The sequence below is a fragment of the Streptosporangium sp. NPDC048047 genome (assembly GCF_040653115.1).
In the GTDB taxonomy this organism is placed as follows: Bacteria; Actinomycetota; Actinomycetes; order Streptosporangiales; family Streptosporangiaceae; genus Streptosporangium.
On sequence record NZ_JBEZNH010000008.1, the window covers coordinates 209,904 to 221,175 of the forward strand.

Here is an 11,272-nt window from a genome sequence, read left to right on the forward strand (position 1 = left end):
ACAAAGATGGTGTCAATGGTTCCGGCTAACCTCCCGGAAACCCGCCCGTAACGCCCCGGCCGCCCCACCCGCATGCGGGGCCGCCGGGGCGTTACGGGGGTCTCCGTAGAACTCGCCGAAAATCGGGCGATATACCCTGTGGGTAGTCACTGCTGGGATTTCTCCCGGCTACCGGCGAGGAGCGCCCATGGCCATCAGTGATCAGCCTCGGCCGGAGATCGTCGTCGGACTCGTGGCGACTCCGCCGGACTATCCGGCGCAGGTGGTCGCGCGGCTCACCGCCGAGCTGGCCGACCGGCTCGCCGAGCGGGTGGACCCGGACGTGCGGTGGACCGTCCGGGAAAGCTGGGGTGAGGTGGCTCCCCGCCGCGACGGCGGCGTTGAGGCGCTCCTCGACGATCTCGCCCGCCGGCGCGACGAGGCCCGGTGGGACGTCGCGATCTGCCTGACCGACCTGCCGCTGCACACCGAGCGGGTGCCGCTGGTCGCGCAGACGTCCACCCGGCGCCGGGTCGCGATGGTGTCCTTGCCCGCGCTGGGGCTGCGCCAGCTCCGAGCGCTCCGCGCGGTCGTTCCGGGGCTCGTGGGCCGGCTCCTCGCCGACGCTTCCGATGAGCGGGCGCCGGCGACCGGCCGGCGACCGGGCGGGCTGACCGGCCAGGTCGCCGCCATTCACCGGGTGGTCGGCGAGGCCGGCGCCGGGGAACTGGGCTACGTCGCCTCGCGGCTGATCGGCCGGGTACGGCTGGTGACCGGGATGGTCCGGGCCAACCGCCCGGGCCGCGCCCTGCTGGGCCTGTCCAAACTGCTGGTCGGCGCCTTCGGCGCGGCCGCGTTCGCCCTCACCACCGACACCATCTGGCAGATGGGCGATGCGCTCGGCGGCCTCCGCCTCACCGTGATCATGCTTCTCGGGCTGACCGCGCTGGTGGCCTGGCTGATCGTCGCGCACGACCTGTGGGAGAGACCGGACCGGGAGACGCCGGCCGAGCTGGCCCGGCTGTTCAACCTGGGCACGGTCCTGACCCTCACCCTGGCCGCCACGGTGTCCTATCTGGTGCTGTTCGCCGGAACGATACTCGCCGCGGCGCTGCTGATCGACACATCCGTGCTGAAACAGACCCTGCAGCGGCCGGTCGCTTTCACCGACTACCTGACACTGGCCTGGATCATCAGCTCGCTGGCCACCGTCGGCGGCGCGATCGGCTCCGGACTGGAGGACGAGGACACGGTACGGGCCGCCGCCTACGGCTACCACCCCGAACCCGGCGGCTGGCAGGAGGACGAGGACACGTAGTCCCCGCCCCGGGGCAGGGCCCGTCCGCACCGCCGGGCGGGCGCCGCAGGCCAGCGCCACCGGACGGACCCGCATCCGGCCACCGCGCTCCGAGGCCGGATTCCAGCGGCTCGGTAGCGCCGCCGCCCGACGGCCACGCCGGACGGGGGCGATCGTCGAATGCTCAGTCGCCGGGCGACGGCCGTCCCTCGCCCGCGGATGATGAGCGATCGTCGAAGACGAGTTCACCCCCCAGCTGGCTGTACAGCTCCAGCTGGTCGTAGTAGATCCGATGAGAGATGATCTTGTCGTTGTCGACGGAGCAGGTGTTGGTGCCGCGAACGGCGACGGGACGGCCGGTTCCGTTCAGCACACCCCCGCCGGGCATCATGAAGGATCCGTTATGCGTGCCGGTGAGCATCCATTCGGTCACCACGAGATCGGTGCAGAACACCGTGTGCCATACCGTCACGCACAGGTCCGGAAACCCTTTGAAGATCTCCTCGTAGAAAGAGGCGATCTGGTCGTGTCCTTCCGCGACGCCCTCCGGGGTCACCAGGACTCCGTCCTGGCTGTGGCACTGAAGGACACGATCCAGGTCGTGGGCGTTGAAGGCCTCGAACAGCTTGTCCTTGAGCGCGTGAGTGTCGCCCACAGTCATCACCTCTTCGGCAGGGACCCTTCCGGCGACGGACGTGCCATCACGGCGGCCGGCCTTCGCTCGGGGCCGGCCGCCGTGATGGCGTGCGCGCTCGCGGCGGTGGTCCGGCCGCCGTGTATCAGTTGAGCTCGCCGGGATGGATGACGACCTTGGTCCAGCCGAGATCCCGCCGGTCGAAGTGCTCGTAACCCTGCGGCGCGTCGTCCAGGTTCAGTTCGTGCGAGACGACCCAGGACGGCTTGGCCTTTCCCTCGTGGATGAGTGTCATGAGCGCCCGGTTGTAGCGCTTCACGTTGCACTGGCCGTTGCCGACCGCCTGGCCCTTGAACCAGAACATCCCGTAGTCGAAGGCGATCTCACCCTGCTTGTAGAGATCGTCCGGGCTGCCCGGGTCCGATGGGATGAAGACGCCGACGACGCCGATGGTCCCGGTGAACTTGACCGATTTGACGAGGTTGTTGAGCGTCATGTTGGGGTGCTCGTGCCCCTGCGGGTCGTGTGCCTGGTAGCCCACGCACTCGCATCCCCGGTCGGCTCCCCGGCCCTGGGTGAGCTCCATGATCTGATCGACCGGTGACGCCTGGGAGTCGTCGATCGCGATGGCACCGATCTCCTCGGCCTTGGCGAGCCGGTCGGGGTGGCGGTCGACGACCATCACCTTGCTCGCGCTCTGGAGTACGGCGGAGTAGGCGGCCATCAGCCCGACGGGCCCCGCCCCGTAGATCACGACCGAGTCGCCCGCCTCCACCTGGGCGAGCCGGGTCGCGTGCCAGCCGGTCGGCCAGATGTCGGCGAGCATCACGTAGTCGTTCTGCTTCTCTTTCGCGTCGTCCGGGAGGACGAGGCAGTTGAAGTCGCCGTACGGCACGCGCAACAGCTCCGCTTGGCCGCCGTTGTAAGGCCCCATGGCCGCGAAGCCGTACGCCGCCCCGGCCATGCCCGGCTCGGGATTGGTGGTGAGGCAGTAGGCCGTCAGGCCCTTTTCACAGTTCGCGCAGAAGCCGCACGCGATGTTGAACGGGAGGCAGACCACGTCGCCGACACGGACGTGGTCGACGGCCGGTCCGACCCCGACCACTTCGCCGAGGTTCTCGTGACCGAGGACGCGGCCCGTCTCGAAGTCGGTCCGTCCTTCGTACATGTGCAGGTCCGACCCGCAGATGTTGGTCGCGGTGATGCGAACCAGGACATCGGTGGGCCGCTCTATGCGCGCGTCCGGGACTTCCTCGACGTTCACCTGTCGAGGTCCGTTGTACACGATTGCTCTCATGATTTCCTCGCATGCGGTTGATCGCGAAGGATCGCCTTACCCGTCGGCGACGGGGCGAGACGTTCACGTCGTTCAGCAGGTCATCGGTTCCTTCCTCCTTCCTCGCTCGCCGTGGCCGCGCCCATGGGAGGGCTCGGCGCCGGATTCACCGGACGTCCGGGACGGGCCCGTTCCGAGCTGATCGCCGAGCCCGTCCCGGCCTCAGAGCAGCAGGTCGAACACACGGATCGTGCGCTCCCACTGCTCGGTCGCGGGGTTCTTCACGTCCGGTTCCACGATCTTGAAAGCCTGGGCCAGCGCCATCGACAGACCGCCGACGATCTCGGGCAGGCGGCCGACGGTCTCCTCGCCGAGCGACAGGTCGAGCGGAGGCAGCGCGGCGAGCTGCTCCAGGATGGGTTTCAGCTCGATGTCCTCGTCGAGGCGGCGGAACCGGTGGATGCTCTCCTGGAGGCCCTTGCTGATGGGTAGATCCCAGGGTTCGATGATGTCGCGACGGTTCGCCTTGGCGTGGGCCTCACCGATCACCAGCAGGTCGTAGAGCTTGTCGTTCACGAAGTCGCCATAGCGCCGGAGGTCGTCCTTGTCGACATCGAGCCCTGCGGCGCTGCGGAAGAAGTGTTCGAATCTTGGCACCGCCATGACAACCATGGAGGTCTCCTTCCTTTTCCTTCCGGTCCGGAGTCACTCTCCGGCCTGGAGGTAGTCGTGGATCAGCCGTACGGCCATGGCGCCTTCACCGACCGCCGAGGCCACCCGCTTGATCGACCCGCTCCGCACATCCCCGGCCGCGAACACGCCCGCCCTGCTCGTCTCCAGCGGGAACGGCCGGCCGGCGGAGTCGGGCGTGCCTTCCTTACCTGACCGGGCGGCGTCCGCGCCCGTCAGTATGTAACCCCGAGGGTCGAGCGCGATCTCGTCGGCCAGCCAGGCCGTGTACGGCACCGCGCCGATGAAGACGAACATCGCGCGGGCCTCGATCGTGGAAAGCTCTGCGGTGACGGTGTCCTCGGCGACGACCGCGGCGAGCGTCTCTTCCCCCCTCAGCTCCCGGACCTCGGTGTTCAGCATGATCTGGATCCGGGGATGCCGTTCGACCTCGGCGGCCAGATAGCGGGACATGTTCCTGGACAGCGCGTCATCTCGCACGAGCAGCCGGATGCAGGCGGCGTGCCTGGCCAGGAACAGGGCGGCCTGGCCGGCCGAGTTGCCTCCTCCTACGACGACGATCGGGTCGTGCTCGCACATCTGGGCTTCGAACATGGTCGCCGCGTAGTAGACGCTCGTGGGCTCGAACCGTTCCAGGTTCCGCACGTCGAGCCTCCGGTAGCGGACGCCGGTCGCGATGAGCAGGGTGCGCGCGTGGATCGTGCCGCCCTCCCGCACGGTGACGATGTGGTCGCCCGCGTTCAGGTGGAGTCCGTAGGCCTGTGCGGGGATGCAGAAACGCGCGCCGAACTTGTCGGCCTGGATCACCGCCCGCTCCGCCAGTTCGCCGCCGGAGATCCCGGATGGGAAGCCGAGGTAGTTCTCGATCCGTGAGGAGGTGCCCGCCTGTCCGCCCGTCGCGACATCGTCCAGGACCATCGTCGTGAGGCCCTCCGACGCCCCGTAGACCGCCGCCGCCAGCCCGGCCGGACCGGCCCCGACGACGAGCAGGTCGCACCGGGTCTCCTGCACCTGTGGTGCGGGGAGCCCGATCGCGCGGGCCAGCTCCCCGTTGCTCGGGTTGCGGAGCATCCTCTCGCCACCCCAGATCACGACCGGGGTCTCCTGCGGGGTGACGCCCATGTCCCGCAGGAACCGCTCCGCCCCCTCGTCCTGCTCGAGGTCGATCCACCGGTGGGGCAGCCGGTTGCGTGCCGCGAACTCGCGCAGCCGCCGGGAGTCGGCCGAGAAGCGGGAGCCGATGATGCGGAAACCCGCCCCCAGTCCGATGAGCATCGTGCGGCGGATGAGGTAGGCCCGCAGGATGAGGTCGCCGAGCGCCGGATCCTCGGCGACCAGGCGGCGGAGCGCGCCCGCCGGCACGGCGAGAACCTCACCGTCCTCGGCCACCACGCCGGTGACGAAGCCCACCTGGCCGGTGAGCACGTTGAGCTCTCCCAGGAACCGGCCCGCCCCGTGGACGCCGATCACCTGATCGTCGACTCCGAATCCCTCGACCGTCGCCACCTTGCCGGTCAGGACCGCGAAGAACTCGGCGCACGGGAGGCCCTCCGCGTACAGGACCTCGTCCTGGCGGACCCGGCGCCGCTCGCCGTGCGGGGTCAGCGCCTGGAGCTGCGCGTCGCTCAGCCGCGGATAGGCCCCCTGCGGGTCCGGCGTCTCGCGGAGCTCAGGCGGCCAGCGCATGGTCCACCCATTCGCGCAGGGCGGGAGCCGGCGCCGCGCCCGACCGCTGAGTGACGACCCGGCCCTTATCGATCACGACAAGCGTCGGGACGGCCTGTACGGTGAAGCGTTCGGAGAGCCGGGGCGCCTCGTCCACGTTCACCTTCACCAGCTTCAGGCGGCCGGCCAGATCGGCCGCGACCTGCTCCAGCGCCGGGCTGACCAGGTGGCACGGCCCGCACCAGGGCGCCCAGAAGTCGACGACCACCGGGATCCGGGCCGCCTCGACGACCTCGCTGAAGTCGTCGTCCCCCGCCTCGGTGATCCAGGGAAGCGGCTGGTGGCAGTTGCCGCACCGCGGGATCCCCGAGGCTGCGCGGGGCAGCCGGTTCTTCCGTCCGCATTTCACACATGAGACGACGCTCGCGTCCTTGACCTGTGCCCGCATGGTCAGACCTCCGGATTCTCGTACGTCACCGAGAGCGTGCCGCCGGTCATTCCGACACGGATGACGGCGCCGTCGAGGACGTCGCCGGCGACCAGGGCGCGGGCGATGCGGGTCTCGACCTCGCGGGCGATGAAGCGGCGCAGCGGCCGTGCGCCGTAGACGGGGTCGAAGCCCTGCTCGGCGATGAAGCGCAAGGCCTCGGGTGCGACCTCCAGCGTCATCCTGTGTTCGGCGAGCCGGACCCTGATCTCGGTGAACATCAGGGCCACGATCTGCTCGATCTCCGGTTCCGTGAGTGGTTTGAACAGCACGGTGTCGTCGATCCGGTTGAGGAACTCGGGCCGGAACCGCGTGCGCAGTTCGGCCATCACCATCTCGCGGACCTCGGGGTCGATATCGCCCGTCGAGCCGGCCTTCTCGCTCAGGAAGTGCGAGCCGATGTTGGACGTCATGATGATCACGGTGTTGCGGAAGTCGACCGTACGGCCCTGGGCGTCGGTGAGCCGCCCGTCGTCGAGCACCTGCAGCAGGCCGAATAGATCGTCCCCTTCGGGTTCAGGATCGCCTGGCGGCGGGCCATCTGGCCGACCAGGACCTCACCCTGGTCGGTGAAAGCCACCACCGACGGTGTGGTCCGCGCCCCCTCGGCATTCGGGATGACCGTCGGCTGTCCGTCCTCGGTCGTCGCGATCACCGAGTTCGTCGTGCCCAGATCGATGCCTACTGCCTTCGCCATGGCCTTTCCCCCTCACGATCCCGCGTTTTCCTCCCGGCCCATCCCTGCCCGGTTCCGCTGATCTCGGCCGTGATGCGCCCTCGGACGCTCAGAACCGGGGTCCGTATATGCGAACCCGGCTCCGCGACCGGCTGCGCCGGCCCGTTGAGGGTCTTCGTGACCATCCGGACGGTGGTGAACACGTGCCAGGCGAGTGCGTCCACCACGTGCTGGGCCGCGTCGTGAGTGCGTAGGTCGCCGGCACCGTCTGGGGTTCTCGTGGATGTCCCGGTTTCCCAGGATCGATCCTGTGGTCGGTTTTTCCGGCTATCGAGAAGCCTCGGTCACGTGCCATCAGTCACGGCCCGAAGAGCGGCCCTCCACTCTCTGAACTCAACAGATCCAGCCAAGGGGCCTGGGCCACTCCCCGAAACCCCCAAATGTCCATTTTCGGACAAAACAGATAAAACATAGAGGAGGCAACCGAGGGCCGGCTCGGCCCTCGTCCACGCGCGGGCGGCGGTTCAGGCCCGTGAGCCCCGTCGTCCCGCCCCGCCGAAAAAATCGAGTACGCGCGCCTGCCCAATCCGCCGCGGTCAAGGCGAAGAACCGAAACGGTTCCTCCCGGCCGATCCCCGGGAACCCGCGCGGTGTCCCCGGTTCCTCCTCGGTGAATACCCGAACGGCCGACCGGCGCCTCCCGCCAGAGCCAGAAAATCCCCAGTTCAGGAGCGCACTCAGTCATATCCGCGTCATAGCCGCCCGATTTCTCTTGAGCACTGCGGCGATCCCCTGGAGGGCGGAGGAGGTGCCCGAAGAGGTCAGCCGAGAACGGGGAAGTTGCCGCGGATGACGCCGTGCGGGTCGCGACGGCGCTTGATCTCGCGCAGCCGCTCCAGCGCCGCGGGAGCGAAGGCGTCGGCCGCGGTCTCGCGGGGGCCCAGGAAGGTGAGGGGCTTGCGCCCGCTGGCGGGCAGCGCCTCGGCGAGGGCGCGCTGCCGGACGGTGACGGCCTCCGCGGTCGCCGGGTCCGCGGGGATCCCGAACAGGTAGAGCGCGTACGGCTCGGCCAGCGGGCCGTGCGGGCTGTCGGAGGGCTGGGCGAACGCGCCTCCCAGGTGGCGGATCTGCGCGCTCAGCAGCGGGGCGATCGGCTCGGCCAGCAGCGTCTCGGCCGCGGCGTCGTCCAGCCCGGTCAGCAGCTCGGCGCGCGAGAGTCCCGGGCCGGGATCGGTCGGCTCGGCGGTGATGGAGCCGATCTCGGAGACCGGCATGACGCGCCGACTGTCGGACAGCGGCCGGGGCAGGCGCTCCAGCGGACCGAGCAGGTCACGGGCCTCGTCGGCGCCGCCGAGGTGGGTGACGTCGACGGCGACCATGGGGTCCGAGCCGGGGAAGTGCAGCAGGTCCAGCCAGACGGTCAGCTCCCCGGGCGCGTCGGCGGTGACGCGCCGGTAGGCGTCCAGGACCGCCGGGGCGTGCTCGGCCGTCCACAGCATCCGCCCGCCGTACAGGCGCGGCGCGGGGTGCAGGGTCAGCTCCAGGGCGGTGACGATCGCGAAGTCGCCGCCTCCGCCGCGCAGGGCCCAGAACAGGTCCGGGTCGGCGTCGGCGGTGACGCGCCGCCGCAGGCCGTCGGCGTCGACGACGTCGAGGGCGGTGACGCCGTCGGCGATCCAGCCGTGGGCGCGGCCGAACCAGCTCAGCCCGCCGCCGAGGGCCGCGCCGGTGACGCTGACGACCGGGGAGCTGCCGGGCAGACCGGTCAGGCCGTACGGCGCGGCGGCGGCCTGCACCCGCCCTGAGGACACGCCCGCCCCGACGCGGGCGCGCCGGGCGTCCGGGTCGATCTCCAGGGTGTCCAGCCGGGCGGTGCGCAGCAGGATCACACCGTCGGTGCGGCCGGTGGCGCCGTGCCCGTTCGGCTGCGCCGCCACCCCCAGCCCGGCGGCGCGGGCGTGGCGGACCAGCGCGGCCACGTCGTCGGCGTCGGCGGCCTCCACCACGGCCGCCACCGTCTGCTCGATCGCCAGGTTCCAGGGGCGGCGGGCGGCGTCGAAGCCGGGGTCGCCCGGCAGCCGGACCCGGCCGCGGACGGCGGAGCGCAGGGCGGTCAGGGAGTTCATGGTCTTTCTTCCTCGCAGATCAGGGGGTTTTCGGACGGCTCCACTCTCGGCCGGGGCTAGCGGCCGATCAATGCGGTCCTGTGCAAGGATCGTGAAGCCCGGGTTAACGATGGGAGGATCATGCTGGAGCGGCACGAGGTGGAGGCGTTCCTCACCCTCGCCGAGGAGCTGCACTTCGGCCGGACCGCCGAGCGGCTGCGCGTGTCCACCGCCCGGATCAGCCAGACGATCGCCAAGCTGGAGCGCCGTACCGGCGTCCCGCTGTTCGAGCGCACCAGCCGCCGCGTCGAGCTGACGGCGGCGGGACGGCGGCTGTACGAGGGCGTGCGCCCCGCCTGGGACCAGATCACCGGCGCTTTCGAGCAGGCCGTGGCGAGCGGCCGCGGCCTGACCGGCACGCTGCGGGTCGCCTTCGTCGGCGCGGCGGGCGGGCAACTGCTGGTCGGGGCCGCGGAACTGCTGCGGCGACGCCGGCCCGACTGCGACGTCCTGCTCCGCGAGGCGCAGATGACCGACCTCATGCCCTGGCTGCGCGACGGCGAGATCGACGTCGCCCTGGCCACCTTCCCCGTCGAGGAGCCCGGCATCGCGGCCGGGCCGGTGCTGATGTCGGAGGCGCGCATGCTCGCCGTCCCGGCCCGGCACCCCTTCGCCCGCCGCGCCTCGATTCGCCTGGAGGACCTGGCCCGGGTCACGCTGCTCCAGCTCCCCGCCACGCTGCCCGACTCTCTGCGCCTCGACCGCACCCCGCCCGCCACGCCGTCCGGGAAGCCGATCACCCCCGGCCCCCAGGCCGCCACCTTCAACGAGGCGCTCACCCTCGTCGGCGCCGGACACGGCGTCTTCCCGGTCGGCGCGCAGGCCAGGCGCTACTACGTCCGCCCCGACGTCGCCTACGTCCCCTTCGAGGACGCCCCGCCGCTGACTGGGGCCTGCTGTGGCGCGCCGACAACGCCACCGCCCGCCTCCGCGCCTTCGCCGAGGCCGCCCGCGACCTCACCGGCGCCACCTGAGCACGGCACCCGGGTTCGGCCGCGTCGCCACGGGTAACGAGGTGGCACGGCGCGCCGCCGACGACGAGGGGGAGGAACGCGTGAGGCAGGGACCGGTGAACTCCGCCGCGAGGGCGGGACTCGCGGCGGTCTCCGGGACGGCGGCGCGGATCCGCCGCGGCTGGCCCCCGCACCCGGTGGGGCTGCTCTTCGACGCCGCGCTCCACCTGCACGGCGCGCCGAGCCCGAGGGGCGCGGCGTTCCTGGACGAGGCGGCGGAAATGCGCGGGATCGCCCGGCTGCCGCGGTCGGCAGGGTGCTGCTCGGCGCGGTGGCGCGGCGCTCTTGGGCCTCCCCCGCCCGGCTCGGCGCGCTCGCCCGCGTGGCCGCCGCGCGTCCGCTGGTGTTCGACCTGGTGGTGGCCTCCCCCGCCGGGCCGTGGGAGCGCTTCGGCGTGCTGGAACTGACCGGCCCCGCCCGCACGGACGCCGACGAGCCGGTCCGCTTCGACCCGCTCGGACATCCGATCCCCGGGCTGAGCCCGGCCGGATGGATCCGGCGGGTGCGCGAGGGCGCCTACGCCGCCGCGCAGCGGGTGCCCGACGCCGATCCGTGATCGGCCCGCCGAGGCCGCGTCCGGCGTCGCCGATCAGGACGCCGAGGCCGCCGAAGCCCTCGGGGCCGCCCGCGAACCGGTGAGCAGCGTCTTGGCCGACCTGCGGAACGCCGGCACCAGGCGGTTGCGGTCGCCGGCCCAGGTCGCCAGCACGACATGGCTCGGCTCGACGCCCTCCAGAGGGATCGAGGTGATGTCCGGGCGGAGGCTGACGAAGACCGAACCGGCCGCGATGGCCACCGCCTCCCCTGCGGCGATCAGCTCGAACTTGTCCTCGATGCCGGAGATGAGCGGGCCGTCGGGAGCCGGGCGGCCGTCGGGCCTGGGATCGATGCGCCAGTACGCCTCCCAGGCCGGGTCCGGGTCTGCCAGCCGGGGCAGCGGCTCGTCGGCGATGTCGTCCAGCGTCACGGACTCCCTGCCCGCGAGGCGGTGGTCGCGCGAGAGCAGCAGCATGCGCGGCTCGTCGTACAGGACCGTCACGTCGAGCCCGTCCGTCGCGAACGGCAGCCGGGTCACCACCGCGTCCACACGGTAGTCGAACAGGGCGGGACGCGGCTCGTTCCATGCCAGGTGGGAGGTGCGCACGTCGGCGTCCGGGTGCCGGTGGCGCAGGTCCCGCACGGCCGGGGTGACGATGAGGCCCGCCGTGTACCCGATCGTGATCCGGCTGGGCCGGGCGGCGGCACGGGCCTGCGCCGCCGCCTGGGCGGCCGAGCGCAGCAGCGTCCTGGCGCGGGGCAGGAAGACCTCGCCCGCCTCGGTGAGCCGCGTGCCCTGGTTGCGTCCACGGAGGTGGTGTATGAGTTTCCCCAGCTAGCAGGCGTGGCGCCG

Annotated in this window: 11 protein-coding genes and 1 pseudogene; 3 read left to right on the forward strand and 9 right to left on the reverse strand. The window is 71.3% G+C overall.

Annotated elements, in window-relative coordinates; genetic code table 11:
• Positions 1 to 187 precede the first annotated feature (187 nt).
• On the forward strand, positions 188 to 1,297 hold the full coding sequence (locus AB0D67_RS10375) for a hypothetical protein (protein ID WP_362932086.1): 1,110 nt from the start codon (positions 188 to 190) through the stop codon (positions 1,295 to 1,297).
• A gap of 163 nt (positions 1,298 to 1,460) precedes the next feature.
• Here the strand turns inward: AB0D67_RS10375 and AB0D67_RS10380 are convergent, their stop codons facing one another.
• From AB0D67_RS10380 to AB0D67_RS10415, 8 genes and pseudogenes are all read right to left on the reverse strand, one after another.
• Positions 1,461 to 1,931, reverse strand: coding sequence for an ester cyclase (locus AB0D67_RS10380; protein ID WP_362932088.1), 471 nt, complete (start codon positions 1,929 to 1,931; stop codon positions 1,461 to 1,463).
• Between the two features lie 124 nt (positions 1,932 to 2,055).
• Positions 2,056 to 3,207, reverse strand: a complete 1,152-nt coding sequence (locus tag AB0D67_RS10385) for a glutathione-independent formaldehyde dehydrogenase (protein ID WP_362932090.1) — start codon at positions 3,205 to 3,207, stop codon at positions 2,056 to 2,058.
• Positions 3,208 to 3,408: 201 nt separating this feature from the next.
• A complete protein-coding gene (locus AB0D67_RS10390; protein WP_362932092.1) occupies positions 3,409 to 3,843 on the reverse strand; it encodes a DUF1931 family protein in 435 nt (144 codons plus the stop codon).
• 48 nt (positions 3,844 to 3,891) lie between these two features.
• On the reverse strand, positions 3,892 to 5,562 hold the full coding sequence (locus AB0D67_RS10395; protein ID WP_362932094.1) for an FAD-dependent oxidoreductase: 1,671 nt from the start codon (positions 5,560 to 5,562) through the stop codon (positions 3,892 to 3,894).
• Positions 5,546 to 5,989, reverse strand: a complete 444-nt coding sequence (gene trxA, locus AB0D67_RS10400) for a thioredoxin (RefSeq protein WP_362932096.1) — start codon at positions 5,987 to 5,989, stop codon at positions 5,546 to 5,548. The genes AB0D67_RS10395 and trxA overlap by 17 nt, the downstream gene beginning before the upstream one ends.
• A 2-nt stretch (positions 5,990 to 5,991) precedes the next feature.
• Positions 5,992 to 6,510: an AAA family ATPase gene (locus tag AB0D67_RS10405; protein WP_362932098.1), complete on the reverse strand. Its 519-nt coding sequence runs from the start codon at positions 6,508 to 6,510 to the stop codon at positions 5,992 to 5,994.
• 11 nt (positions 6,511 to 6,521) lie between these two features.
• A pseudogene (locus AB0D67_RS10410) lies at positions 6,522 to 6,725 on the reverse strand (Hsp70 family protein); the annotation flags it as partial.
• 800 nt (positions 6,726 to 7,525) lie between these two features.
• Positions 7,526 to 8,830, reverse strand: a complete 1,305-nt coding sequence (locus AB0D67_RS10415; protein WP_362932100.1) for an FAD-binding oxidoreductase — start codon at positions 8,828 to 8,830, stop codon at positions 7,526 to 7,528.
• 120 nt (positions 8,831 to 8,950) lie between these two features.
• On the opposite strand from AB0D67_RS10415, the gene AB0D67_RS10420 reads away from it, so the two are divergent.
• Positions 8,951 to 9,880: a LysR family transcriptional regulator gene (locus tag AB0D67_RS10420; RefSeq protein ID WP_362932102.1), complete on the forward strand. Its 930-nt coding sequence runs from the start codon at positions 8,951 to 8,953 to the stop codon at positions 9,878 to 9,880.
• A 273-nt stretch (positions 9,881 to 10,153) separates the two neighbouring features.
• Positions 10,154 to 10,438: a hypothetical protein gene (locus AB0D67_RS10425; RefSeq protein ID WP_362932104.1), complete on the forward strand. Its 285-nt coding sequence runs from the start codon at positions 10,154 to 10,156 to the stop codon at positions 10,436 to 10,438.
• A 33-nt stretch (positions 10,439 to 10,471) separates the two neighbouring features.
• Here AB0D67_RS10425 and AB0D67_RS10430 read toward each other — a convergent pair whose 3' ends face one another.
• The gene (locus AB0D67_RS10430; RefSeq protein WP_362932128.1) at positions 10,472 to 11,254 is read right to left on the reverse strand and encodes a LysR substrate-binding domain-containing protein; all 783 of its coding nucleotides are present in this window, start codon (positions 11,252 to 11,254) and stop codon (positions 10,472 to 10,474) included.
• Positions 11,255 to 11,272: the final 18 nt, after the last annotated feature.

Coding starts and splice junctions, on each gene's coding strand:
- AB0D67_RS10375 (WP_362932086.1), top strand. CDS start 188: ATGGCCATCAGTGATCAGCCTCGGCCGGAGATCGTCGTCGGACTCGTG.
- AB0D67_RS10385 (WP_362932090.1), bottom strand. CDS start 3,207: ATGAGAGCAATCGTGTACAACGGACCTCGACAGGTGAACGTCGAGGAA.
- AB0D67_RS10395 (WP_362932094.1), bottom strand. CDS start 5,562: ATGCGCTGGCCGCCTGAGCTCCGCGAGACGCCGGACCCGCAGGGGGCC.
- trxA (WP_362932096.1), bottom strand. CDS start 5,989: ATGCGGGCACAGGTCAAGGACGCGAGCGTCGTCTCATGTGTGAAATGC.
- AB0D67_RS10415 (WP_362932100.1), bottom strand. CDS start 8,830: ATGAACTCCCTGACCGCCCTGCGCTCCGCCGTCCGCGGCCGGGTCCGG.
- AB0D67_RS10420 (WP_362932102.1), top strand. CDS start 8,951: ATGCTGGAGCGGCACGAGGTGGAGGCGTTCCTCACCCTCGCCGAGGAG.